The 26135-nt window shown below is 70.2% G+C and carries 21 protein-coding genes and 1 tRNA gene; all 22 read left to right on the top strand.

Features of this window, described 5'->3' with window-relative positions:
• Positions 1-12: 12 nt before the first annotated feature.
• Positions 13-2745, top strand: a complete 2733-nt coding sequence (locus tag LW840_RS07905; protein WP_291276763.1) for a tetratricopeptide repeat protein — start codon at positions 13-15, stop codon at positions 2743-2745.
• 8 nt (positions 2746-2753) lie between these two features.
• Entirely contained in the window at positions 2754-3902 is a 1149-nt protein-coding gene (locus LW840_RS07900) for a DUF4388 domain-containing protein (protein ID WP_291267975.1), read from the top strand.
• Positions 3903-3985: 83 nt separating this feature from the next.
• On the top strand, positions 3986-4690 hold the full coding sequence (locus tag LW840_RS07895; protein ID WP_291261541.1) for a GTPase domain-containing protein: 705 nt from the start codon (positions 3986-3988) through the stop codon (positions 4688-4690).
• 8 nt (positions 4691-4698) lie between these two features.
• Complete coding sequence (locus LW840_RS07890; protein WP_291276762.1) at positions 4699-6426, top strand: DnaA/Hda family protein; 1728 nt, start codon at positions 4699-4701, stop codon at positions 6424-6426.
• Positions 6426-8126, top strand: a complete 1701-nt coding sequence (locus LW840_RS07885; protein WP_291267978.1) for a DUF4388 domain-containing protein — start codon at positions 6426-6428, stop codon at positions 8124-8126. Before LW840_RS07890 ends, LW840_RS07885 begins: the two co-directional genes overlap by 1 nt.
• Positions 8123-8614 carry a chemotaxis protein CheD gene (locus LW840_RS07880; RefSeq protein WP_291261538.1) on the top strand — a complete coding sequence of 164 codons (492 nt, stop codon included), beginning with the start codon at positions 8123-8125 and terminating at the stop codon, positions 8612-8614. Before LW840_RS07885 ends, LW840_RS07880 begins: the two co-directional genes overlap by 4 nt.
• Complete coding sequence (locus tag LW840_RS07875; protein ID WP_291273458.1) at positions 8601-9740, top strand: chemotaxis response regulator protein-glutamate methylesterase; 1140 nt, start codon at positions 8601-8603, stop codon at positions 9738-9740. Before LW840_RS07880 ends, LW840_RS07875 begins: the two co-directional genes overlap by 14 nt.
• A 10-nt stretch (positions 9741-9750) precedes the next feature.
• Positions 9751-10221 (top strand): hypothetical protein, encoded by a 471-nt coding sequence (locus tag LW840_RS07870; RefSeq protein WP_291267980.1) that lies wholly within the window; start codon positions 9751-9753, stop codon positions 10219-10221.
• Positions 10222-10226: 5 nt separating this feature from the next.
• Positions 10227-11132 carry a tetratricopeptide repeat protein gene (locus LW840_RS07865; RefSeq protein WP_291276761.1) on the top strand — a complete coding sequence of 302 codons (906 nt, stop codon included), beginning with the start codon at positions 10227-10229 and terminating at the stop codon, positions 11130-11132.
• The gene (locus tag LW840_RS07860) at positions 11129-12136 is read left to right on the top strand and encodes a hypothetical protein (protein WP_291267982.1); all 1008 of its coding nucleotides are present in this window, start codon (positions 11129-11131) and stop codon (positions 12134-12136) included. The genes LW840_RS07865 and LW840_RS07860 overlap by 4 nt, the downstream gene beginning before the upstream one ends.
• Before the next feature lie 93 nt (positions 12137-12229).
• Entirely contained in the window at positions 12230-12400 is a 171-nt protein-coding gene (locus LW840_RS07855; protein WP_291261533.1) for a hypothetical protein, read from the top strand.
• Positions 12401-12545: 145 nt separating this feature from the next.
• A tRNA-Val gene (locus LW840_RS07850) sits at positions 12546-12619 on the top strand.
• A gap of 158 nt (positions 12620-12777) precedes the next feature.
• The gene (locus LW840_RS07845) at positions 12778-14478 is read left to right on the top strand and encodes a hypothetical protein (protein WP_291276760.1); all 1701 of its coding nucleotides are present in this window, start codon (positions 12778-12780) and stop codon (positions 14476-14478) included.
• A gap of 261 nt (positions 14479-14739) precedes the next feature.
• Complete coding sequence (gene rsmH / locus LW840_RS07840; RefSeq protein WP_291261531.1) at positions 14740-15690, top strand: 16S rRNA (cytosine(1402)-N(4))-methyltransferase RsmH; 951 nt, start codon at positions 14740-14742, stop codon at positions 15688-15690.
• Positions 15687-16049, top strand: coding sequence for a hypothetical protein (locus LW840_RS07835; protein ID WP_291267983.1), 363 nt, complete (start codon positions 15687-15689; stop codon positions 16047-16049). The genes rsmH and LW840_RS07835 overlap by 4 nt, the downstream gene beginning before the upstream one ends.
• Positions 16046-18223, top strand: coding sequence for a penicillin-binding transpeptidase domain-containing protein (locus LW840_RS07830; RefSeq protein WP_291261529.1), 2178 nt, complete (start codon positions 16046-16048; stop codon positions 18221-18223). The genes LW840_RS07835 and LW840_RS07830 overlap by 4 nt, the downstream gene beginning before the upstream one ends.
• Positions 18220-19761: a UDP-N-acetylmuramoyl-L-alanyl-D-glutamate--2,6-diaminopimelate ligase gene (locus LW840_RS07825; protein WP_291267985.1), complete on the top strand. Its 1542-nt coding sequence runs from the start codon at positions 18220-18222 to the stop codon at positions 19759-19761. The genes LW840_RS07830 and LW840_RS07825 overlap by 4 nt, the downstream gene beginning before the upstream one ends.
• Positions 19758-21167: a UDP-N-acetylmuramoyl-tripeptide--D-alanyl-D-alanine ligase gene (gene murF, locus LW840_RS07820; RefSeq protein WP_291267986.1), complete on the top strand. Its 1410-nt coding sequence runs from the start codon at positions 19758-19760 to the stop codon at positions 21165-21167. Before LW840_RS07825 ends, murF begins: the two co-directional genes overlap by 4 nt.
• Before the next feature lie 9 nt (positions 21168-21176).
• A complete protein-coding gene (mraY, locus tag LW840_RS07815) occupies positions 21177-22319 on the top strand; it encodes a phospho-N-acetylmuramoyl-pentapeptide-transferase (RefSeq protein WP_291267987.1) in 1143 nt (380 codons plus the stop codon).
• A gap of 10 nt (positions 22320-22329) precedes the next feature.
• Entirely contained in the window at positions 22330-23757 is a 1428-nt protein-coding gene (gene murD / locus LW840_RS07810; protein ID WP_291267988.1) for a UDP-N-acetylmuramoyl-L-alanine--D-glutamate ligase, read from the top strand.
• Complete coding sequence (locus LW840_RS07805; RefSeq protein ID WP_291268928.1) at positions 23754-24989, top strand: FtsW/RodA/SpoVE family cell cycle protein; 1236 nt, start codon at positions 23754-23756, stop codon at positions 24987-24989. Before murD ends, LW840_RS07805 begins: the two co-directional genes overlap by 4 nt.
• A gap of 25 nt (positions 24990-25014) precedes the next feature.
• Positions 25015-26118, top strand: a complete 1104-nt coding sequence (locus tag LW840_RS07800; protein WP_291276759.1) for a glycosyltransferase — start codon at positions 25015-25017, stop codon at positions 26116-26118.
• Positions 26119-26135 lie beyond the last annotated feature (17 nt).

Below are 26135 nucleotides of genomic sequence, written 5' to 3'. Positions count from 1 at the left end.
AGGCGCGGTCCCATGCAGGCGACTCCTGCCGGCTCCCCCACCGGGCTCTTGCGCGCCCTGGCCGAGCGGATCGATCCGCAGGACCCGGGGGCGTTCAACAACCTCGGCGTGCTGTATCACACCCGCGGGCTGCACGCGGAGGCGGTGGACGCGTTCCTCCGGGCGCTGGCGCTCGATCCGCGTCTGCGGGCCGCCGCGCGCAATCTGGAGATTGCCGCGAGGCAACCGGGGGCGTGCGATGCCCGGCTCGCCGCCGTGGAGGCGTGCATCGCCGACAATCCGCATGACCGCGCGGCACGGCGTGAGCGGGCCCGGCTCGTCCGTCTCCTCGGGCGCACCCACGAGGCCGTGCACCAGCTCGATGCACTGATCGCCGAGGACCCCGACGATGCCGACGCGCTGTTCGAACGCGGCCTCATCGAGCAGCGTGCCGGCGACCTGCGGCGGGCACAGCGATGGTTCGAGCGGGCCGTGAACGCCGGAGCCGTGGGCCATGCCCGGCTCCATCTCGCCGAGGTGCTGTATCAGCGGGGCCAGAACGAACAGGCACTCGCCGGTCTCGATGCGCTGGTGCACGAATTCCCCGACCAGGCCGACGCGCACCTGCTGCGTGGGTTCGTGCTGGGGGACATGGGTCATCACGAGTCGGCCAGCGACGCCGCCCGCCGTGCGGCGGAGCTCAATCCGGCGTTGGAAGCGCTCCAGGGGGATCTCGTCATCGAGGCCACGGAGGCGCATCACGACGCCGGGGCGGTCGGGGTGATGACCGTCGAAGCCGACGGCGCGCTCGCCCGCCACGGGCTGGGCCTCGCCTTCCGGCAGCGCGGGTACTTCCGCGAGGCGCGCGTGGAATTCGAACGGGCGCTGGCCCAGGGCGAGGATGTGCGCCTGGTGCAGCACGCCCTTGCCGAACTCGATCTGCTCGACGGCGACTCGGCGTCGGCCCGTGCGCGGTACGAGCGGCTGCTGGGCATGGAAGAAACCGCGCGTGGGTGGAACGAGCACGGCGTGGCCCTGCATCAGGCCGGGGAGGTCTCCGGTGCGGCCGAGAGCTACCGGCGCGCGCTGCGTATCGATCCTCGCCACGCCCTCGCCTACAACAACCTCGGGGTGGCGCTCGCAGACCGCGGCGAAACACAGGCCGCGCGCGAGGCCTTCCAGCGCGCGGCGGAGCTCGATCCCTCACTGGTGCTGGCTCGGCTCAACCTGGCGCGCTGGTACGCCCGGCACGACGACACCGTGGCCGCACTGGCGCTGCTCCGCGAGTTGGCCGAGTTCCACCCCCGGGAGGCCGACGTGTGGCATGTGCTGGGGCGCGTGCTGGCGCAAACGGCACGCCTCGAGGAGGCACGCTCGGCGTTGGTCAAGGCCATCGAGGCGCGCCCGGCCCATGCGGAGGCGCGCTACGCTCTGGCCTGTGTCCTCGAGCACCTTGGCGACGGCGATGGTGCCGTGCGCGAAACGCAGCGCGCACTTGCGGCGGCCTCGGTGCACAGGGAGGACCGCCTCATGGTGGGAATCGCCTTGCAGCGCGAGTGCCCCGACGCCGTGGGCCCGGTGGATCTGCTGAGCAAGGTGGGCGGTACGCCCCTGGTGGGCGTGGCGATCGGCGACCGCGAGGTCGATGCGCTGCTCCCGGAGCGACCGCAGGACAGGCCCGCGCTGCCAACCGTGGGCGAACGCGCCCGCCGCCACTGCGACGCCGCCGATGACTACGGCGTGCGCGTCCTGCACGGCGAAGCGGTGGAGCGCTATCGCGCCGCGCGTGACCTGTTGGAGACGGTCCTCGACACCGATGCCGACGCGGCCAAGGCATCGGCGTCGTCGGAGGAGCACACTGTCTGGCGCGCGCTTTGGATGCGCGCCGCGCTGGGGGAGGCGCGCTCCGCGTGTCTGCTGGGTCGCGAGGCGGGCGCACTGCCGTTGCTGCGCCGACTGATGCGGCAGGGGAACGAGAGCGCCGACGTCCTCGTGTTGCTGGCGGCCTCGCTCACGGCGTTCGATGCGTCGGCCTATCGCGACGAGGCACGGAGTACGCTGCTCCGTGTCCTGCGGCGTGACGTGAACAGTGCGGCGCTGCTGCATTACGCCGGCGATGTGTCGGTGCGTCTGCGTGACGAACCGCTCGCGCTCGGCTTCTATCGTCGCGCGCTCGCGCACGACCCCACGCGCCCCACCCCGCGGGTGGCGATTGCCCGTCTGCTGCGTGACCGCGGCGATCTGCTTGCCGCACGTCTCGAGCTGGTGGCGGCGCTCGCCGCCGCGCCCGGTTGGCCCGACGCCGTTGTCGAGCTGGCCCGTGTGCATCGCGGCGCCGGCCGTCTGCCGGACGCGCGGACCGCACTGGTGGAGCATCTCATGGCCATACCCACCGACCTCGACGCGCTCGCGCTCCTGGCCGAGGTGTTGCAGGCCGAGGGACGACGGGCCGATGCGCGCGTGGCCGTGGATCGGGTGCTGCGCCACGACGCCGAACATCCGCAGGCCATGTGGATGGACGGCGTGCTGCTCGCCGAACAGTCCCGTCTGCGCGATGCGGTGGATCGCTGGGGTCGCCTCTCGCGGCTCAACGACGCGGAGCCGTGGAGCAGCCGCGCGCGCGCCGCGCTCGCGCGCAGTCCCCGCAGCACGGTGCCGACCGATTCCGAGGCGTTCGACATGTTCATCTTCGATGAGGCACGTGTCGGGCCGGTGCGGCGCGCCTCGCCCCCGGCGGTGCCGGTCATCGCGGCATTCGTGGCCTGAGGCGACATATGGCGCTCGAAGGACGACTCCGCGATCTGGCACTGACCGAGGTCCTGCAACTGCTGGCCCTGGGGCGAAAGACCGGTGTGCTGCATTGTGACGCACCGCTGCAGGGGCGCCGCGCGCAGTTGGCCTTCGAGGCCGGTGCGATCGTGGACGCCGAGGTGGTGGGAGCCGACCGCGTGCACGAGCTGGCCGCGCCGCGGCGCCGGGAGAGCGATCGCGCGGCCATGGAAGCGGCCGTGCAGGACGTGCTGCTCTGGCGCGACGGCACCTTCCGCTTCGCGCCCGCCCAACGGCCAGCGCACGCCAGCGCGGTCCGCCTCACGGTGGAGCCGCTGCTCATGGAAGCCGCCATGCGCGCCGAGGTGTGGCAGCACATCGAGGCCCGGGTGCCGCATGCGCGCGTCATTCCGGCATTCGTCGAGGTGGAACCGCAGCAGCTGCCGTTGCTGCGCCTGACGCCGCCCCAATGGGACATCCTCACGCGCGTCGATGGGCAGCGCGACCTCATGTCGCTGGCCGCCGTCATGCAGCGGGACGTCACGGATGTGGCCCTCCTCGTGCACGACCTGCTGGGGGCCGGGCTGCTCACGCTGCGCGAAGGTCAGACGGCGCCGCGGCGCAATCCCACGCCGCCGGCGATGGCGAGTATCCCCACCACCGCCGAGCAGCCCTCCCCCCCGCTCGTCTCCTCGCCGCCGGCCTCCACCGCGGCGGTGCCGACTCCCGTGCCGGTGACCGCGGAACTCTGGGTACCATCGGGCTCCTACATGGCCACCGTGGGGCCCGCGGAACCGGACGAAGACTCGCTCTTCGACCCGGTGGCACATGGCGTACTCAGTTCCGAAGGGCTGCCGCTGGCCGCTGCCCCGAGGCGGGCCGGCGGCATGACGTCGGTGGCGGTTGCGCCAGCGCCCGTTGAACCGTCCTTCCCGCAAGAGCAGCCGCCGGACGGCGCTCCGGTGCCTACCGACGGGCAGATCGGCCGTGCGCTGTGCCAGCAGGGAGATGCGCTGGCACGCGCCGGGGATTTGCGTGGGGCGATGGCGCACTGGAATGCCGCCCTGCAGTCGCCGGAACCGCCGCCCAACGCCGATCAGGTGCGTGAGGCCATCGGGCTGGCCGCTCGATTGCACGCGTTGTTGCACCCGTAGGGTACGGGGGCGATGGCGCACCGTCCACGGAGAGGACGCGCCGGTGCCTGCACCGGCGTGCGGCGACGAAGAGGAGCGGGCACATGCCCATTGTCGATCACGCCACGCGGCTGATCACCTGCAAGCTGGTCTATTACGGCCCCGGTCGGTCGGGAAAGACGACGAATCTCACCTACCTGCATTCGGCGCTGCCGAGCGGGCAGGTGGGATCGCTCACGTCGCTCGCCACGCGTCGTGATCGCACCCTCTTCTTCGATTATCTGCCGGTAGACCTCGGTACCGTGGGCGCGTACAAGGTGCGCTTCCAGTTGTATACCGTGCCCGGTCAGCCGTACTACAAGGCCATCCGGCAGCTGGTACTGCAGGGCGCCGACGGCGTCGCGTTCGTGGCCGACAGTCAGCGGCACCGGTGGGACGACAACATCGAAAGCCTGCAGGACATGCACGCGAACCTGGCCGAACACGGCGTGGACGCCCGGGCGCTGCCCATCGTGCTCCAGTACAACAAGCAGGACCTGCCGCCGTCGCTCGCGACCAGTGTGGCCGAGCTGTCGGCGGCGATCAACTTCCGCGCCGTCCCCGAATACGCGGCCGATGCGCTGAACGGCGTGGGGGTGTTCGACACGCTGCGGGCGCTGGGGCGCACCGTGTTGCGGCGGCTGGGCGCGGAAGACGGGACCGCGGCCGGTCAGCGGGCCAACGCGGCCTTCCGCACACCGGTGTATGCGCCCGCACTGGAAGCCCCGATGGTGCAGGGGGTCCTCACTGGCGCCGGAGTCGCCGCGTGACCAGCAGCATGGATCGCTCCCTGCGATTCGACACATATGTGGTGGGCGCCTCGAACCGGTTGGCTGTCTCGGCGGCTCGCGCGGTGGCGGACGCCCCCGGGCAGGCCTACAACCCGCTCTTCATCTACGGGGGGTCGGGGCTTGGCAAGACGCATCTCGTCGCGGCCATCGCCCATCGTGTCCGCGAGGTGCAACCGGCGCTCCGTGTGCGCTGCTCGTCGGGTGAAGAAGTCGCCGAACTGCTGCACCGCGCCGTGGCATCGGGACAGCCGCAGCTGTTGCTCGAGCCATTCGCGCAGACGGATCTGCTCATCCTCGATGATGTGCAGTTCCTGACCGGTCAGCAGGAGACGCAGAGTGAACTGCGGCGGCTGCTCAACGTGCTGCTCGGCGGTGGCCAGCAGCTGGTCCTCACGAGCGATCGCCAGCCATCGGAGATCCCCGATGTCGACCAGCGCCTCCTCTCGCGGCTGTCGGGCGGGCTCGTGGTGGATGTGGGGGCGCCCGACTTCGAAATGCGTCTCGCCATTCTTCGCAATGTCGTGGCAGACCGCTCCCTCTCCTTCGCCGATGGGGTGCTCGACGAGGTGGCGCGCCTCCCGTTCGGCAACGTGCGGGAGCTCAAGGGAGCGCTCAACAAGCTCACGGCCTACCAGCAGCTGGATGGCCGACCGGTCGCCTCCGACGAAGTGCGCGCCGTGCTTGGCGTGCATGCGGCACCCACCGCCCCGTCCACCCCCGAGCGCATTCGGGCCATCATTCCCAGCGGCGCGGACTATGAGGGCTTCCTGGCCGATGTGCTGATGGAAGTGGAAACGCGTGTCGAACCCTGGCGCGTGCGCATTGGCGAGGCCATCGGCACCTATCGCGCCGACGGCTGGAACGTGGGGGTCCTCGAGCGGGCGTTGCAGGCGCCCCAGCCCATTGATGCCGAGGGGTTGCTGCGCGCCTATGCCGCCGCCGTCGATCATCTGCGTGGCCTCGAGGTGCAGGCGGTCGCCATCGCGCCGGGGTTGCGTGGTCATGGCGCCTTTCGCAACGTGGAGGCCATTCCGGCCGCCGAGCAGCTGCTGCAGCACACCATTGCCGCCGCGTTGCCGCTGCCGCCGCCCTCACCGGGTTTCACCCGGGCCGCCATTCAGGTGGGAGCCGAAAACCAGCTGGCCGTGCGCGCCATCGATGCGGTCATCGACGCGCCGGGCGCCGGCTACAATCCGCTGTTCCTGCACGGGCCCGCCGGCAGCGGCAAGACGCACTGCGCGCACGCCATTGGCAACGCGGTGAAGGCCCGGTGGCCGGGCAAACAGGTAGCGTGCCTGCCGGCGCGGCAGTTCGTCGAGGAATACATCGCCGCGATGCAGGAGGGCGGCGTGGAGCGTTGGCGGGTGCGCTACCGGCACGCCGATGTCCTCATTCTCGACGACGTGCAGGAGCTGGAAGGGAAGGAGCGCACGCAGGACGAGCTGTTCCACCTCTTCAACCTGCTGGTGGGCCGCGGGGGGCAGGTCGTGCTCACCAGCTCCCGCCCGCCCAAGGAGATGCTCGGGCTGGCGGACCGGCTGCGATCGCGCTTCGAAGGCGGGCTCGTGGTCCTGCTCGCGGCGCGCGAGCGACTGCGCCTCGACCAGTTGGCCGGCCTCGAACCCGGAGAGCGCGACCGGTTCTTCGAAGACGGGGAGAAGACCATGTGGCGCTGGCCGGAGCTCGGCGGTCGCCTCATCGAGGAGTACCGGTAATGGCCATTCACGGCAACCTGAGCGAGGCCAGTCTCGCCGACGTCCTCCAGCTCCTCTCCCTGGGGCAGAAGACGGGGTGCCTCAGCATCGCGCGCGATGGGAGCTTCGGCACCGTCCACTTCGCCGACGGGCGCGTGGTGTACGCCTCCATCGTCAATCGGCGCGACCGCCTGGGTGATCGGCTCGTGCGCCTCGGTGCCGTTGCCCCCGACGAACTCGCGCGGCTCGCCGCCCAGCGGCAGGTGCAGGACGACCGCGATCTGGCCAAGGCGCTGCTCGCCACCGAGCTGGTGGATCATGACCTGTTGGGGCAGCTGTTCCGGACGCAGGTCGAGGAAGTGGTCTACCACCTCTTTGGCTGGACGCAGGGCACCTTCACCTTCGAGCCCGACGACGACACGTCGCCTGAGGCGCCCCTCGTCTCCATCAGTGCCGACGCCCTGCTGCTGGAAGGGGCGCGCCGCATCGACGAATGGTCGCTGATCGAAAAGAAGATTCCGTCCTTCGACCTCATCTTCGAGGTCGACCGCTCGCGTGTCAGCGCGCACGAGGCGTCGCTCTCGCCGGCGCAGGAGCGCCTTGCCGCCCTGCTCGACGGAACGCACGACGTCCACGCGCTCATCGAACGCTCCGGCCTGAGTGAGTTCGATGTGGGCAAGGCGCTGTACGGACTCGTGACCACCGGCTATGCGCAGCGGGTGGGGCGCAGCTCGGCCCGTCGCCAACCGCCCCCCGAGAGCCGCGTGGCCGAACATCGCAACCTCGGTATCGCGTTCTATCGCACCGGCATGCTCGATGAGGCGTCGCGCGAGTTTCGCCGCGTCCTCGAGCTGCGCGAGTCCGATGGCATCTCCCGCTTTCACCTGGGGCTGGTGCACGCCCGCCGCGGGGAATGGGCCGACGCGGCGTCCACGTTCGCGCGGGCGGCCCAGGAGCCGGAGGCACCGTCGGCGGTGTGGCACAACCTGGCCTTCGCCCTCGAGCAGACCGGTGACCGCGCCGGCGCCTCGCGCGCCCTCGACGAGGCGGTGCGTCGTGCCGGGTCGCTCCCCGACCCGCGGCTCGCCCTGTCCCGGGCCGACATGGCGCTGCGTGACGGCGATCTCGCCGCCGCCGAAGTGTTGCTGGCGACCGCGCGAGCCCAGTGGGGCGCTCGCCAGCCCTCGGCCGCGTGGTTCCACACCGCCGGTCTGGCCGCGGCGCTTGCCGGCGACAGTCGCCGGGCGGTCGCCCTGCTTGAGGAAGGGCTGGCGGTGTACCCGCACGCCGTGCCGCTGCACAACAACCTCGCGGTGGTGCACGAGCGGCGCGGCAGCTACGAACTGGCCGCGCGGACGCTCGAACACGCGCTGCTGGAGGACGCCAACTGTCCGCACCTGCACAAGAACCTGGGCGACTACCTCTACCGCGCGCAGCGCTACGACGAGGCATGCGACGCGTTCGTCCGGGTGGTGCGCCTGGCGCCGTTGCACGGCCCCGATGTGTACCTCAAGCTGGGGAACATTCACTACCGGCGAGGGGCGCTCGACGACGCCCGTCTGGCGTGGGAGCAGGCGCTGGCGCTCGAGCCCGGCAATCGGATCGTCATGGCCAATCTGGCAGCCATGCTGCCGGCGGCCGACCAGGTCTTCCCCGAGCCGTCCGCCACGCCGTCCGTCGTGAACGAGGCGGTGCTGGCCGCGCACGGAGCGGACGCATGAACGTGCTCGCGGCGCCCGTCGTGGTTGGCATCGCCGACATCGAGGTGGGGCAGGGCGAGCTCACGCTCGTCACCACCGGCCTGGGCAGCTGCGTCGCCGTGGCCCTGTACGACGCCACCGACCGGGTGGGCGCGCTGGCGCATGTGCTCCTGCCGCACGCGGCCCTGTCATCCCGTCCCCCGCGACCCGGCAAGTTTCCGTCCACGGCCGTGCCGGCCATGCTGGAGCGCATGCGTGCCTGCGGTGCGCGCGGCGAGATCAAGGCGCGGCTCATTGGTGGTGCCTCCATGTTCGGCCCGCTCCTCCCGGCCGGGGCCATGGGACTCGGCGTGCGCAACGTGAAGGCGGCGCGCCAGGCGTGCGCCGCGCACGACGTGCCCATCGTGGGGGAGGCAGTGGGGGGCGCCATGGGGCGTTCGCTGACCTTCGACGTGGCCACCGGCCGCATCGTCGTGCGCAGCGTGCGGGGCGACGATGTCGAGCTCTGACCAGCCGGTCGGCCCCGCGGGCCCGCGGGGCACGCGTCCGACGCGCGTGCTCGTCGTCGACGACAGCGCCTTCATGCGGAAGCTCGTGAGTGAAGTGGTGGAGTCCACAGGCGAGTTCACCGTGGTCGGCACGGCCCGGGACGGCCGGGATGCCGTACGGCAGGTCGCGGCGCTCGACCCGGATATCGTCACGCTCGACGTCGACATGCCGGCCTTGAACGGCCTCGCGGCGCTCGAGTTCATCATGCGCGATCATCCACGCCCGGTGGTGATGCTGAGTGCCGGCGGCACCGACGGCGGCGCCGACGCCACGCTGCGCGCCCTCGAACGGGGGGCCGTGGATTTCGTGCGCAAACCGTCGGGGGCCATCAGCCTCGATCTCGACACGGTACGCGATCATCTCCTGCAGGCGCTGCGCGCCAGCGTTGAGGTGCAGGTGGCCGCGCACCCGGTGCTGACGGCGGGGCAGCTGCCCGTACCGCCGCGCGCGGTCCCACGGCAGGTGCCGCTGGCCGGTGCGCCCTCGCGGGTGGTGTGCATCGCGGCCTCGACCGGGGGACCGGCAGCGCTCTCGCAGCTGCTCCCGGCCTTGCCTGCGTGGCCCGACACGGCGGTGCTCGTGGTGCAGCACATGCCGCCGGGCTTTACCGCCAGCCTGGCCAGGCGGCTCGACGCCGCGTCGGCGCTCACGGTACACGAGGCCGGTGACAGCGAACCGCTGCGGGCCGGGCACGCCTACATCGCGCCGGGCGGGCGGCACGTGCGGCTGCAGGGGCCACGCGAAGTGCCGCACCTGCGGCTGGGTGACGATCCGGCGCAATGGGGAGTACGCCCCGCCGCCGATCCCCTGTTCGTGTCGGTCGCCCAGGTGTACGGCTCCCAGACGGTCGCCGTGGTGCTCACCGGGATGGGGTGCGACGCTGCCGAAGGGGCGCGGGCCATTCGCGCCGCAGGCGGGCGCGTGGTCGTGCAGGACCGCGTCACCTCCGTGGTGCCGGGGATGCCGGAAGCGGCACTGCGGGCCAGCGGCGCCGACGCGGTCGTCCCGCTCAACGAACTGGCCTCCGTCATCGCGGCGCAGGTTGGCGCGCTCGCGCGTCGCCCGGCGCTGCGGGAATCGGCATGAAGCGCCCCGCGTGACGACGATGTTCCGCTCGGTCATCGCCACCACCGCGCGCCATCGTGCCCGACCCGTCGTCGAGCGCAGCACCGTCGTGATGGCCCAGCACGGCCCGTTTCGCCTGGCCATCCCGGTGGAGTGCGTGCTGCGCGTCGAGCGAGCCACCACCGCCTCCGCGCTTGTCCCGTTCGGCGGCACGCTGCTTCCCGTGCACGCCCTCGCCATTGGCGAGGAGGCCGGTGGGGGACACACTCGCCGTCCAGATGATCGGCTGCTCCTTCTGCGGGCCCATGCCGCGGCACCGCCGCATCTGGCCGGTCTCGTGCACGCCGTGCTCGACGTGGTCGCCGTGGAAACGGCGCTCGTGCGGCCACGCGCAATGCTCGGGGAGGAGGTCCCCGCGCATCCGGCCGTTTGCGGTATGTTCACTCGCATGGATTCCCCTGTCTGGGTCATCGATCCCGCCCGCTTCCCACAGCCCGCATGAATGGGATGTCACCTGCCGCGCCCGATCGTGCGGCCGCGGCGCCAACGGCCGCCGAACTGGACACGCAACTGCAGCAGTTGCAGGCCGCGCTCACTGAGGCGGCGGGGCGCCACGCGGCAAGCCCGCTGGACGCGGCCGAACGGGAGGCGCTCAAGCAGCAGATCATTGCCCTCTTCCGTGAAGCCGATGCGGCGCTGCACCGGGCCAGCGCGCGCAAGGAGGCGGTGAAGCGGCTGGCCGAGCAGTGGAAGCAGTTCGAGGGACGCCCCCAGGTGCGCACGGCGACGCCCGGGTCATCGGCCCGGGTCGATCATCTCGGGGCCTCCACCTTCGTCGAGAAGGGATGGTCGAGACTGTCGCTGCTCGAACTCGAGGGGGCCGAGGCGGCCTTTCGCCGGGCACTCGAGCTGGCCCCCGGCCATGTGGAGGCGGAGACCCTGCTGTCGTGGGCGCTCATGCTGCGTGACGCGCATGACGAGGCAATGCAGGTGCTGCGGGGCGTCCTGCAGCGCGAACCGCAGTATCCGTTGGCGCACGTGAACGTCGGCTACATTTGCCTCCGCAAGGGGATTCATGGCGAGGCCATCGAGCACCTGACGTCGGTCATTCGTGCCGATCTCGATCGCCGCGCCGTACTCTACGCGCACCTGTACCTCGGCATGGCCTATCGCGAGCGCGAGATGTACGACGATGCCGAGGGATTCTTCCGCAAGGCACTTGAACTCGGACCCAACCTGCTCCAGGCGTGGTACGAACTGGGCAGGTGCTACTGGTTCGCTGGCCGGCATGGCGATGCGTGCCTGGCGTGGAAAACCGGAAGCAAGGCCAACAAGTTCAGTCCATGGGGCAAACGCTGCGCGGAAGTGCTGGACATGGTGGAGCAGGGGGGAACGCCGCCGCGCGACGGGTGAGCGGGCATCCGCTGCGGCGCCGGCTGGCGGCGGCGGTCCTGCGCCTGACGGTCCTGTCGGCGGTCCTGTTCCGTTCCTCGGCGTTGGCGCAGGGAGGGCCGCGCGACCCTGGCGTGCGGCTCGATGCGGGGCGCTTCACCATCGTGGCCGAGCGGGAGGACGAACGTCTGGCCCGCGCACTGCTGGCCGAGGCGCAGCGGCGCGACACGTTCCCCGGGTTGCCGCGGCCTCGGCAGCAGGTACTCATCGCCATCGCCCCCGACGCGGCCCGACTGCGGGCCTGGGTCGGTCCCCACGCGCCCGAATGGGGCGCCGCCTTTGCGTTCCCGGACCAGCGCCGGATTGTCATGCAAGGCCGCGGGGCAGGCTCCGATGCCGGTGATCCGCGTGTGGTGCTGCGTCACGAACTGGCCCATCTCGCCCTGCACGAGGCGTTGGGGCCGCTGCCCCCACGCTGGTTCGACGAGGGCTATGCCAGCTTCGCCGCCGGGGAGTGGACGCGCGAACAGGCTTTCGAGACCTCGCTCGGCATGGTGTGGCGAACCCTGCCTACGCTCGAGGCCCTCGAGCGCGGCTTTGTCCGTGGCGGCATGGAAGCGTCGTGGAGCTATGCCATGGCGCACCGCGTGGTGAGCGAGCTGGACGCACTGGGCGGCGACGCCGGCCTCGGCAACTTCCTGACGTACTGGAAACAGAGCGGCTCGTTCGAGCGGGCGGTGCGCACCGCGTACGGCATGACCGGCGAGGCGTTCGAGAACCACTGGCGCGCGCAAACGCGCACGCGCTACGGCGCCCTCGCCTTCGTGACGAACGTCTCGGCCGCCGTCGGGCTGTTTTCGCTGGTGCTCGTGCCGCTGTTCATGATCCGCCGGCGCCGCGATCGCCGGAAGCTGGAGGCCATGCGCGCCGCCGACGCGCTGCAGGAGGCGGCCGCGCGGGAAAGTGCGCTGCAGGCCATCCTCGACGGCGGCGTGTCGGAGGCGGAGTCCCGGGTGACGCCGTGAGCCACGGCTGGGTTGTGGGGCAACCCCCGCCGCCGGGGCACGGCTCGCTGCCGTCCCTTGTGGCGCCTCCCGCTGCGCCCTAATCTCCCCGGTATGACCACGAACGACACCTCGCGCTCGCGCCCCCTGCTGTACTGGGGCCTGGCTGCCGCCTCGCTTCTGTTCGGTTACGTCGACCTTGCCCGCGGTGGCGAAACCGTTGCGCCGATCCTGCTGGTGCTGGGATATGTGGTCCTGGTGCCGCTGGCGATCCTGAAGGGGTGAGATCGCCGCACGGATGTTCCACTTTGTGGCAGGGACAAGATCCCGCCCAACGTGACAATCCGGTTAAAGTTCTGCCTTCCCGGGAACAGCGCCCCACCCTTGATGTAGTTTGGCTACAGCAAGCGGTCGCGACGGGGCGTAAAGCGGGCGAATAGCTCAGCTGGTTAGAGCACCTGTCTTACACACAGGGGGTCGGGGGTTCGAATCCCTCTTCGCCCATCCCACCAAGACCGACGGCCGCAGCTTGCCGGCGGATCGCGGCGGCCGCAGTTTCTTCGACTTACCCCCAGACCCGCGTGGCTTCGCACAGTCAACGGGTTGCGACATCCCCCCGGGGTTCCCGGGTCCACGGCTCAGGTGCGGAGGTTACGACATTGATGTCACGGCATTTCCAGGCGATCGCAGGGATTGGTTTGGCCCTCGGTGGCACCCTCGTGCCCTCGACGGCTTCGGCCCAGTACAACCGGGTCCCCGATCCGAACGCGAAGCGCGTCATGGTTGCGGTGTTCCGCAGCGGCGACAAGGGCCTGGGGGTGCAGGCCGCCGACGCGGTGCGCTCGCGCATGGGGAGCGAGTTCCCGTTCAAGCAGGTGTATGTGCTGCCCAAGCAGGACATCACCGCCACGCTCGAGGCGTCCGGGTTCCCCGTTACCGAGGCGCTCGAACCGCATGACCAGAAGGCGCTGGCAACCCTGCTGCGCGCCGACGAATACATCACCGGCATCGCCTCCAAGACGCCCACGGGCGTCAAGGTCGAGGCGTACCTGGTGCTCGCCCGCGACAACGCGCTCGTGCAGCCGCTCGGCACTTACGACGTGAAGGGTATGGGCGACGCGTCGAGCGGTATCGCCAAGGAGCTCAAGGAAGCGCGCAAGCAGCTCGAGTTCGAGCAGAAGTGCATCAACGCGGCGCGGCAGCAGCAGTACGATGCGGCCATCGCGGCAGCCAAGGAGGGCATTGCGGCCTATCCCAAGGCCACCCTGGCGCGCATCTGCTGGGCCAACGTGCTCGTCACGCAAAAGGCACCCGCGGCCCAGCAGCTGGAGCTGGCCAAGGAGATCGTGAACCTCGATCCCAAGAGCCGTCCGGGCCTTGCCATTCTCGCTCAGAGCTATCGCGACACCAACCAGGGCGACTCGGCCGTCGTGACGCTCACGCGTCTGTTGGCCACCGACCCCAAGAATCCGCGCCTCCAGAAGGACGTGGTGGAAGCCATTGCCGCCCTGGCCAACCCGGCGGTCGCCAAGCCCGTGATCGACGAAGCGGTGCAGGCCAACCCGGGCGACCCGGAGCTGCTCAAGCTGCGCTGGCTCATCCTGCTCTCCACCAAGGACTACAAGCAGGCGTTCGAACAGGGTGACGAGCTCATCAAGCTCGACACGGCCTTCGCGGACACGACCTACTTCATCCGGACCGCCCGTGCCTACGCCGCCGACAGCCAGTTCCAGAAGGCGGCGGAGACGGCCTCGAAGGGCATCGCGAAGTTCCCCGCCAACGGCTCGCTCGTCTACGAGCAGATCGTGGGGCTGCGTGCCGCCGGCCAGAACCAGCAGGCCCTCGAAGCGCTCGACAAGGCGCTGGCCGCCAAGATGCCGGTCGAGAACGCCCAGACGCTGCGCATCACGCTGCTGAAGGACCTGGGCAAGGGTGACGAAGTACTGCCCGCCATCAAGGCGGCCATCGCCGCGGGCGATACCACCACGAACCTGCGCCTGCTCGCCCTCCAGGCAGCCAATGACGCCTACAAGAAGGCCGCGGCGTCCAAGTCGACCGAGGACTTCACCGCCGCGGTGGACGTGCTCAAGTACGCCGACTCGGTCGCGCCCAACAACCTGAAGGCGCAGTCGCAGTTCCTGTTGGGGGCCACGTACGTGGCGTTCGGCCAGGCCAAGCTCACGGCCGCGCAGCAGAGCAAGCAGTGTGCGCCGGCCAAGGAAGCCAAGGATCTCTTCGTCGAAGCGCAGATTCTGCTGCCGAGAGGTGGCTCGTTCTCGCCCGATGCCATGCGGCAGCTCATGGGCGCCGTCATGCAGCTCGATCCGTACGCCGACCAGCTCATCAAGGCGATCTGCAAGTAACCGCAGCGCACGCAGTACCCGCGGGCCCGCCGTCCTCGTGACGGCGGGCCCGCAGACGTTTTGCCCCGGTCGGGAAGGGGGCAACCGAGGGGCATCACATCCGTGCGGATGCACGGGTAATGCACATTGTTGCGCCTGTCATCGTCTGTTGACGCTGCTGTCCGCATCTCACTATCATGCCCCGTTGCGACGCCCCTCCACGCGCCACCGTGGCGCCTCTGCCGCTCTCATGAAGCGCCTGTTCGTCTGCCCCATCTGCGCGTGAGCCCCTTCCGTACGCTGACCGCCAGCCGCGTCGGCGCGTATCACGTGCCCGTGCTCCTGCCGGAAATCGTGGCGCTGCTTGCCGGCGCCTCCACGGTGCTCGATTGCACGCTCGGGGGCGGCGGGCACTCCGCGGCGTTTCTCGAACGAGGGATGCGCGTCACCGGCGTCGATCGTGATCCGCGTGCCCTCGCGGCCGCGCGCGAGCGCCTCGCCGAGTTCGAGCGCTCCGGGCAGTTTCGCGCACTCCTTGGCAACTACGCCGACGTGAGCGGAGCAGGGCTGGCCTATTCCGAGCGGTTCGATGGCATTCTGCTCGACCTCGGCGTGTCGTCGCATCAGTTCGACGATCTGACGCGGGGATTCACGTTTCGTGAAGGCGCGCCCCTCGACATGCGCATGGGCACCGATGCCGATCTCGACGCCGCCGAGTTGCTCAACTCCATCGACGAGGTCGACCTGTCGGCGCTGCTGCGCGCCTACGCGGACGAACCACGAGCCGCGCGACTGGCGCGGGAGATCATCCGGCGCCGAGAACGACGGCCCTTGGCCACGGCCGATGATCTGGTCGATGCCATTCGCGCCGTGCTGGGGCCGCGCAGTGGCGCGCCCGATTTCGCCCGCATCTTTCAGGCGGTGCGCATCGCCGTCAATGACGAGCTGGACGGCCTGGAGCGCGCACTGCCGGCGCTGCGTGACCGCCTCACGCCCGGCGGGGTGCTGGCGATCATCTCGTATCACAGCGGCGAAGACCGGCTCGTGAAGAACGCGTTTCGTGAGTGGAGTACCGCCTGCGTCTGCCCGCCGAAGCAGATGGTCTGTACCTGCCGCGGGGCACCGCTAGGCGAAACGCTCACCAAGCGCCCCATCAATGCCGGCGAGGCCGAAGTGGAGGCCAACTCGCGGGCGCGCAGCGCCCGACTGCGCGCGTGGAGGCGCGCGCCGTGATGGCCACCGCCACGCGCCGACGTCGCACGCCCCTCAAGGGGCGCGCCGTGGTGGCACTGGGACTCGCCCTGTTTCTGGCGGTCTCGACCACCGTGGTGTGGCGACGCTCCACGGGGGTGCGCACGCTCACGCGGATCCAGCGGTTGCAGGAGGAGCGGCGCTCGCTCATGGCGCAGGAGAAGTATCTCGAGAGTCAGCTGCGTCGCGCCACGAGCCGGCGCACCGTGGTGCAGGAAGCGCAGCGTCGCTTGGGCATGGTCCGCCCCGGCGAGGCGCAGACACGATTCATCGCGCTGCCCGTGGCCGCCGACCGGCGTGTCACCGATGTCGAAATCATCGACAGCGTACCGCCGCAATGATCGGTCCGTTCTCGGGGCGAAGCGATGCGCGTCCCGCCCCCTCCGTTCCCGGTTCGCGGGCGCCGCTGGCGGGGGCCGCCGCCGATGGCGAATCGCAGGGCCCGGCCATCAGCCACGCCCGGGCTTCGGTGGTGCACATCAGCCTGGTCCTGTTTGCGGCGGCGGTCGTCGCGAAGTCGGCGCAGCTGCAGATCGTGGCGCACGAGCGCTGGCGGAAAGAGGCGGAACGCCAGCATGTCGTGGATGTGCAGGTGCTGCCGCCGCGTGGGGCCATCCTCGATGCCACCGGGACCGTGCTGGTCGAGACGCGCGAGGAGGTGCAGATCATCGTCGAACCGCACAAGCTGGGGCTCACCCGGCGCAAGGGCGTCGATGGCACGGTGCGAACCGTCGACTCGCGTGTTGCGCTCCGCAAGGCGTTCAAGGAGCTGCGGGTTCCCGACAAGTGGGTCAAGCGCGCCTTCAATCGCCGCGAGTACAAGTGGGTCGAGCTGCCCATGCGCTTCGCTCCCTCGGACGTGGCGCGGCTCAAGGGGCTCAACGGCATCCGGCTGCGCCCGCGACTGGAACGGGTGAACTCCACGCCCGAGGGATTGCGCGGCATCGTCGGGCTGGCCACGGCGAGCGGCGGGGCGATCAGCGGCATCGAGCGCGAACTCGATCATCTGCTGCGGGGGGAGGCCGGGCGTGATCCGCTCGTGAAGGATGGACGAGGCGGGCGACTGGGCTCTCCCATGCTCACGCCCGTGGCGGCACGGCCGGGGAACAATGTCGTGCTCACCATCAATCAGCAGCTGCAGGAAATCGCCGAAGAGGCGCTGGCCAACGCGCAGCAGCGTACGCGTGCCAGCGGCGGCGATGTGCTCATCCTCGACCCGCGTGACGGGGCGGTGCTGGCCATTGCCGGCGCCCGCAACGGCAAGGCCACCACCGGGAACGGCCTCACCGAGGCGTTCGAACCGGGGTCCGTGATGAAGCCGTTCATCATTGCCCGGCTCCTCGATCTCAAGCGCCTCACCCCCGACCAGCAGTTCAACACCTTCAACGGACGCTGGAAGTACGGCACCCTCAAGACCTACCAGGACACCCACGAAGCGGCGCAGATGTCCGTGCGCGACATCGTGCGTTTCTCGAGCAACATCGGGACGGTGCAGGCCGCGCTCAGGCTCAGCGACGCCGAGGAGTACGAGGCCCTGCGCGATTTCGGCTTCGGGGTCCCGACCGGAGTGTCGTACCCGTCGGAATCGCGTGGCAGCCTGCGCCTGCCACCGTACTCCGACCTCGATCATGCCCAGATGTCGATCGGGTACGCGATGAACGCCACGCCGCTGCAGATCGCTGCCGCCTATGCCGCCATCGCGAATGGCGGCGAACTGCTGCAGCCGTCCCTCGTGCGGGAAGTGCGTGACACCGAGGGCGCGGTGCTCTACCGGCACACGCGTACCGTCGTGCGGCGCGTGCTCTCCCAGGAGGTGTCGGCGCTGATGCGCGAGATGCTCAAGAGCGTGGTGGACAGCGGCACCTCCACCGCCGCCGACTTGCAGACCTTCGATGTGGGGGGCAAGTCCGGTACGGCGCGACGCGTGCGCGACAATGGCCGCGGGTACGACATCGGCAGGTACAACTCGAGCTTCGCCGGGATGTTCCCCGTCGACAACCCGCAGTACGTCATCGTGGCCCGCCTGATCGATCCGCAGGGTACCTACTACGGCGGGCTGGTGTCGGGCACCATGGTGAGCGACCTGTTGCAGTCGGCCATCTCCACGCGCAACGCCTCGCTCGATCGCGCCGAACTCGCCCGCATTGCCCGACCCATGGTGGCACCGGCGCCCAAGGCCCTCACGCCGGCGCAGCAGGTGGCGGCCCAGCGGGATTCCGCCCGCTTCGATTCACTGCGCGCCCCGGAGCCGCCCAAGGCGGAGCCCGTACCCATGCCCTCGCGTATCGTGGTCGAATTGCCATTCGCGGCGCCGCGCGAATCGCGGCGCACACCGTCACCGGCCGTGCGCCCCGTGCCATCGGTCTACGGTCTCACGGCACGACAGGCGGCGCGCACACTGTATGCCGCCGGCTTCCAGGTGAACCTCGTGGACGGCACGCACGTGCGCACCCGTCCCGCCGCCGGTGTCGTGGTGCGCACCGGCTCCACCGTGCAACTGGAATCGCCCCGATGACTGCTTCCCGTCCGCCGGCCGTGCCGGTGGCGCTGCTGGTCGACACGCTGCGGGAGGCCGGGCTGCTGGTCGGCACGTCGCCGCTGCTCCCCGAGGTGCTGCACGACCTGGTCGACGACAGTCGGCGGGTAACACCCGGTGCAGCCTTTGTGGCCGTACGCGGGGCGGCGCAGGACGGGCACGCCTGGTTGGCCGCCGCGCAGGCGGCGGGGGCCACGCTGGCGCTCGCCGAAGATGCGGCGGCCGCTGCCGCCGTGTCCCTTCCGGCCCTCATCGTGCGCGATGGACGTCGTGCCGCGGCGCTCGCGGCGGCCGCCTTCCACGGATTTCCGGCGCGCGCCCTCACACTGGTGGGCGTGACCGGAACGAACGGCAAGACCACCACCGTGGGCCTGCTGCGCCATCTGCTCGATGACCCGCACCAGCCCGCCGCTTCCATTGGCACGTTGGGCGTGCTGCTGGGCTCGCGTGGCGAGAGCATGCCGGGCGGGCAGGGGCTCACCACGCCCGGGCCTGTCGAGCTGCAGCGCGTGCTGCGGGCGCTGGTCGACCGCGGCATCCGCGCGGTGGCCATGGAGACGTCTTCGCATGCCCTCGATCAGCGTCGGGTCGATGGCCTCGCCTTCGCCGCCGCCGTCTTCACCAACCTCACGCGCGATCACCTCGATTATCACGGCACCATGGAGGCCTACCGCGCCGCCAAGCTGCGCCTCGTGGGGCTGCTGTCGGCCGATGGCGTGGCGGCGTTCAACATCGACGACCCGTCGTGGCGGGGGATCACCAGTGCCCCGCGGGCCGTCACCTTCAGCGTACACGATCCCGGCGCCGACGTCACGGCGCGCGATATCCGGTACCACGCGGGTGGCAGCCGCTTCCTGCTCGTCACCCCCACGGGCGCGCATCCGGTATCGCTGCCCCTTATCGGTGACTTCAACATTGCCAACGCCCTCGGGGCAGCCGCCGCGGCGCTGGCGGTGGGCGCACCGGTCGCCCGGGTGGCCGAGCGGCTGTCGTCGGCGCCGCAGGTGCCCGGACGACTCGAGCTGCTGCGCACGTCGCCCACGGTGCTGCGCGATTACGCGCACACGCCCGATGCCCTCGATCGCGCCCTGCGTGCGGTACGTCCCTTTACGCGGGAGAGCGTCGACCGCGCGAGCCGGCTCATCGTCGTGTTCGGCTGCGGCGGTGATCGCGACCGCGGCAAGCGCCCCGAAATGGGCCGCATCGCCGAGGAGCTCGCGGATGTGGCCGTGGTCACCAGCGACAATCCGCGCACGGAAGACCCCGAACGCATCCTCGATGACATCGCGGCCGGTATGTCGCACGGCACCCGGGCGCGCATCACCGACCGTCGTGAGGCCATCGCGCACGCGCTGCGCATCGCCGGACCGCACGATGTGATCGTGCTGGCCGGCAAGGGGCACGAGACGTACCAGATCCGCGGCACCACCACGTATCCTTTCGATGAGAGCGTCATCGTGAACGAGCTCGCGCGTGACCTGCAGCTCCCCGAGCCTTCCACCGGGAGTTCGACGTGAGCCCCTTCACCACGGCCGGCACCGCGTTCGATGCCGTGCCGGCGCTTGCCCCCGATCGCGCCCACCCCTACTGGACGTTCGAACGCGTGGCGCAGGCGCTCGGCACCGGGCCCGCCATGCCGAATGCGCTGGCCGGTATCTCCACCGATACCCGACAGATCGCGCGTGGTGACCTGTTCGTGGCGCTGCGTGGCGATCGGTTCGACGCGCACGATTTCCTCGCCGCGGCGAAGGCCGCCGGCGCGGCGGCGTTCGTGGTGAGCGATGCCTCCCGGGCGGTGGGCCTCGGGGTACCCACGTACGTGGTCCCCGACACGCTCGTGGCCCTTGGGCAGCTGGCCACCGCGTGGCGCAAGGCGTGGGGGCGCACGGTCATCGCCGTGGCCGGCTCCAACGGCAAGACGAGCACCAAGGAGCTGCTCAAGGCCGCGCTCGGACGCACGCTGCACGTGTACGCCACACCGGGCAACCTCAACAACGCCGTGGGGGTGCCACTCACGCTGCTCGGCATTCCCAGCGAGGCGGATGTGGCGGTGGTGGAGGTGGGCACCAGCGCGCCGGGCGAGGTGACCGCGCTGCGCGCGATCGCCGGCCCCGACGTGGCCGTGCTCACGAGCATCGGCGAGGAGCATCTCGAGGGGCTTGGCGATCTCGCGGGCGTGCTGCGCGAGGAGTGCGACATCTTCCACGGTGTGACCCTCGCCGTGGTGCCTGCCGCGCACCCGGAGGTGCTGCCGCTGGCGCACACGCGGGCGCAGGCGGTGATCGCGGCGGGACTCACGGGGAGCGGGCAGGTGCCGGAGGCCTGGGGGCTGGATGCGGAGGGACGCCCGTGGCTCGAGGTGGACGGGACGCGCTTCGCGCTCACGGTGCGCGGTGCGCACCAGGCCGCCAACGCCATGCTGGCCATCGCGACCGCGCGCGCCTGCGGAGTGCCGCTGACCGATGCCGCTGCGGGACTGGCCGAGATGCCGGTGCCGGGGATGCGGGGCACGTGGGAGCCGGTGGGAGACGCCATCCTGCTCAACGACGCGTACAACGCCAACCCGGCGTCGATGCGCGCCGCCATCACGCTGCTCGGCGATGTGGGGCAGGGACGGCAGCGCGTGATGATTCTGGGCAGCATGCGCGAACTCGGCGCCGGCGCCGCGCAGCTGCATCGCGACATCGCGCGATTTGCGCTCGACTCCCCGGCCGAACTGGTCGTGGGCGTGGGCGCGTTTGCCGACGCCCTCGAGGCGCTGGCGCCCGGCAATCCTCGCGTGGTCACCAGTACCGACCTCGATACCCTGTGGGCGCAGCTCGAGCCGCGACTCGATCGGCGCGCCGTCATCCTGCTCAAGGCATCGCGCGGCATGCGACTCGAACAGCTCGTTCCGGCCATCACGGCCTGGGCCACCGCGTAACCATCCAGCGTGCTCTACTTCCTGCTGCAACCGCTCGCACGTGATGTCAGCGTGCTGAACCTGCTCAACTACATCACCGTCCGCGCCGGCGCCGCCTTCGTCACGGCGCTGCTGGTGTGTTTCCTTTTCGGGCCAGCCATCATTCGCCGCTTGCGCGACATGGCGGTGCATCAGGTGGTGCGCGCGGGCACTCCCGACACGCACGCCGGCAAGGGCACCACACCCACGATGGGGGGCTTCATCATCCTCGTCGCGACGTTCCTGCCGGTGCTGCTGTGGGCGCGGCTCGACAATCGGTATGTGGTGCTCGCCGTGGCCGTCACGGCCTGGATGGGGGGCATCGGTTTTCTCGACGACTACCTCAAGCTCAAGCAGAAGCGCGAGGGCAAGAAGAACGAAGGGCTGGTTGAGCGCTACAAGCTCGCGGGGCAGGTGATCTGTGGTTTGGGGCTCGGCGCGTATCTGCTGCTCGATCCCATCTCCACACTGCCCGGGGCGAGCACCACGCTGCCGTTCTTCAAGTACATCCTGGTCGTACCGGCGGTGAGCTGGGCGGCGTGGCTGTACATCCCGTGGGTCACCTTCATTCTCACCGGCGTGAGCAACGCCGTGAATCTCACCGACGGTCTCGATGGACTGTCGTCCGGTCTGGTGGCCATCGCCGTCCTCACGCTCGGCCTCTTCGCCTACGTGCTTGGCCGCGTGGATACCAGCGGGTATCTGCAGGTGTTCTACCTGAGCGGCGCCGGTGAGCTCACGGTGTTCTGCGCGGCGGTCGTGGGCGCGTGCATCGGCTTCCTGTGGTACAATGCGCACCCGGCCCAGGTGTTCATGGGTGACACCGGGTCGCTCGCCCTGGGCGGTGCCGTGGGAGCGATCGCCATTCTGCTCAAGAGCGAGTTCCTGCTGCTCTTCGTGGGCGCGGTGTTCGTCGCCGAGACGGTGTCGGTGATTCTGCAACGGACCATGTTCAAGTATCGCCGCAGGAAGTACGGCCTCGAGTACGCGCAGAAGCATCGCGTGTTTCTTCGCGCCCCCTTGCACCATCATTTCGAGATGAAGGGATGGCCGGAAACACAGGTGGTGATCCGCTTCTGGATCATCGGCATCCTGTGCGCCATCCTCGCGCTCAGCACCCTCAAGCTGCGCTGACGGAGACGCCATGTCGAACACTCCCCAGGAAGTCGCCGCATTGGTGGCTCGGCGCCTCGCCGAGCGCACTGGCGAGTTCGCCATCATTGGTCTTGGCCGCAGCGGGGTCGCGGTGGCGCGCCTGCTGCGCAAGGCGGGCGTGTCGGTGTATGCGTCCGATGCGGGGAGCACCCCGGCGCTGCGCGAGGCGGCGGCACTGCTCGAACGCGAGGGCGCCAGTGTGGACGTGGGCCAGCACAACCTCGAGCGCGTGGCGCACGCCGCCGTCCTGGTGGTGAGCCCTGGCGTACCCCCGTCGGCGCCGCCGCTGCGCACCGCGCTGGCCGCCGGCATCCCCGTCGTGAGCGAGGTGGAGGTGGCGCTGCGTCTCACCCCCGCGCTGCGCTACATCGCCACCACCGGCACGAACGGCAAGACGACCACCACCGCGATGGTGGGGCATCTGCTGCGCGCGCTCGGGCATGACGCCCCCGAGGTCGGCAATATCGGCACGCCCGTGTCCGAACTGGCGCAGCGGGAGCATCCGCCAGCGTGGGCCGCGCTCGAGATCTCCAGCTTCCAGCTGCACGATACGCCCGGCCTCCTCCCCGACGTTGGCGTGCTCACCACGCTCAGTCCCGATCATCTCGATCGCTACGACAGCGTGCACACGTATTACGCCGACAAGAAGCGGCTGTTCGCCAACGCCACGATGGCATCCCGCTGGGTCACCACCGCCGACAACACCGACGTGCACCAGCTCGTGCGCGGGGTGCCGGGCCAGTGGTACCACTTCTCGACGCAGCGCTGCGATGTGGATGCCTGGCTCGATCGCGAGCGCAATGAGCTGCACGTCATGGGGGCCCCTCTCCTGAAGCGCGACGACCTGGCGCTCGCGGGGGATCACAACGTGGCCAACGCCCTGGCGGCGCTGCTCGCCGTCATGGTGGCCGACGAGTCTCACCGCACACCGGCGGCGCGGGCCACGCTCGCGCGTGCGCTCCGCGAGTTCCGGGCGCTCGCGCACCGGCTGGAACCCGTGGGGGACTATGCGGGCATCCGCTGGATCAACGACTCCAAGGCCACCAACGTCGCCTCCACCCAGGTGGCCGTGGCCGGCATGACACGTCCCACCGTGCTGTTGCTCGGTGGTCGTCACAAGGGCGAACCCTACACCACGCTGGCACCGGAGCTGCGCCGAATCGCGCGCGCCGTCGTGGCGTACGGCGAGGCCGGGCCGCAGATCGCGGCCGACCTCGCGGGGCCGCTCGAGGGGCAGGTTCCGGTGCACCTGCTGCCCGCCGGCACCGACTTCGAATCGGTGCTGCGCGTGGCGCGCGGGGCCGCGCAGGCCGGTGATGTCATCCTGCTGTCACCCGCCTGCTCGAGCTACGACATGTTCCGCAACTACGAGGAGCGCGGACAGGAGTTCGCACGACTGGCGCAGGGCATCGCATGACCGGCCTCGGCGCGACATTCGACCCGGCTGACGCGGTCGGCGGGGGCGGCGGGAGTGCCGCGCGCGCCTCGGCGCTGGCGGGGACGCGCGAACGGTGGCGCATGTCGCTCGAGGGGCGCGCCCTCGTGCTCGTGACCGCCATCCTGCTCAGTGTGGGACTGGCGGTCCTCTTCAGTGCGAGCGCCCTCGTGGCCGTCGCCAAGGATCAGCCCGGCCACCATTACGTGCTGCGGCAGGCCACCGGCGCGCTCGTGGGAATCGTGGCCTTTGCCGTGCTGGCCAAGATCGATGCCGAACGATGGCGACAGTTGGCCTGGCCGCTCATGCTGCTCAGTATCCTGCTCATGATCGCCGTGCTGTTCACGGGGAAGGTGAACGGCTCGCGGCGCCATCTCTTCGGCGGATCCCTGCAGCCCTCCGAGTTCGCCAAGTTTGCGATCCTCGTGTGGACCCCCATGCTGCTGGCCAAGAAGGGCGAGGTCGTACGGCGCGTCGGCAAGGGGCTCATGCCCTTCGCCGTCGTGATCGGCACCCTCAGTGTGCTGGCCATTCTCGAGCCCGACTACTCGGTGGCCATGATGTTCTGCCTGCTCACCGCCGTGCTGCTGTTCGTGGGTGGGGCGCGCATTGCGCATTTCGTGATGTTCGGCGCGCTCGGCCTCGCGCTCGTCACCTTCCAGCTGTCGCAGAGCTCCTACGTGCGGGAGCGCATTCGCAGCTTCATGGAAGGGGAGCAGGCGTCGAGCGAACGCAAGAGTCCCACGGGGGATCAGCAATACCAGTCCTTTGTCGCGGTTGGCTCCGGTGGGCTGCTGGGGGTGGGCTTCGGACAGGGCAACCAGCAGCGGGGATGGCTTCCCCTCGCGCAGAGCGATTTCATCGGATCCGTCGTGGGCGAGGAATTCGGGTTCGTGGGCCTGGCGGGCATCACGGTGCTGTTCGCCCTCTACGGGTGGTTCGGCTTTCGCATTGCCAGAAACGCCCGATCTCCGTTTCTCACCCTCGTGGCGGTGGGGCTCACCTTCACCACCGTGTTTACCGCGTTCATCCATCTCGGCGTCGTGATCGGCCTGCTGCCCAACACCGGCCTCACGCTGCCGTTCGTGAGCTACGGGCGCTCCAATCTCGTGCTCACCCTCGCCATGACCGGCATTCTCGTGAACATCGGCAGTGAGCGGGAGCGGGTGTACGGCGTATCGGCCACCGATCCGCTGGTGGCGCCGCGTACGTGAGGGGCGTTGCCGTGAGTGCATGCCCGTGAGCACCCGTGTACTGTTCGCCGGCGGCGGCACCGGCGGCCATCTCTATCCCGGTCTGGCCATTGCCCGGGCCCTCGTGCGACTCGACCCCGCGGTGCACCCGCACTTCATCGGCGCTCAGCGCGGGGTCGAGCGCGACGTGTTGCCCACGGCGGGGTTCCCGTACACGTTGCTCGATCTGCACCCGCTCTACCGGCAGCGGCCGTGGCAGAATTGGCGGACGCTCGCCGGCGCGGTTTCGGCGTGGCGTGGGCTCGGTGCACTGGCGCGCGAGCAGCGGCCGGCCGCGATCGTGGGGACGGGCGGCTACGCGGCGGGAGTGGCACTTGCCTGGGGACGCGGCCACGGTGTGCCCACCGTGCTCCACGAGCCCGACAGTCATCCTGGCCTCACCACGCGCGCCTTTGCCGGCGGCGCCCGTGCCCTCTATCTCGGCTTTCCCGAAGCCGCCGCCCGCCTTTCGCCCGCTGCCGGCGCGACCATCCACGCCTTTGGCTGCCCCATCGAACCACCGCCGGTGCCACGCCTGGCGCAGGCGGAGGCACGGCGCGCGTGGGGGCTGCAGGAGGCCGCATTCGTGGTGCTGGTGGTGGGGGGCAGCCAGGGTGCGCGCGCAATCAACGAAACGGTGGCGGCGTGGGTACGGCGCGGGCTCCCGACCGGCCTCGGACTCATTTGGGCCACGGGCAGGCAGCAGGCGGCGGCATATGCAGAGTACGAAGGGCCGCTGGTACGCGTTCGCCCGTATCTGGCACCCATCGCGGAGGCGTATGCCGCAGCCGACATGGCGGTCTCGCGGGCCGGTGCCATGTCCATTGCGGAGCTGTGCGCGTGGGGCATTCCACCAGTACTCGTTCCACTTCCCACGGCGGCACAGGATCACCAGACGCACAATGCGCGCGCCACGGCGGAAGCGGGCGCAGCCATTCACCTGCCCCAATCGGAACTGACGGCGGAGCAGCTTGATCGCGCCGTGTGCGAACTGCGCGACGACCCGGTGCGGATGCACGCCATGCAGCGCGCGGCGGCGCGGCGCGCGCGCCCCGATGCTGCCAACGCCATCGCGCGCGACCTGCTGCGTCTCCTCGGCCGCACCGCCTAGTCGGCGAGCGGGTACCG

It is taken from the genome of Gemmatimonas sp., assembly GCF_021298855.1.
Classification (GTDB): domain Bacteria; phylum Gemmatimonadota; class Gemmatimonadetes; order Gemmatimonadales; family Gemmatimonadaceae; genus Gemmatimonas.
The sequence above is the reverse complement of the archived record's forward strand: the minus strand, read 5'-3'. Positions and strand labels throughout refer to the sequence as shown.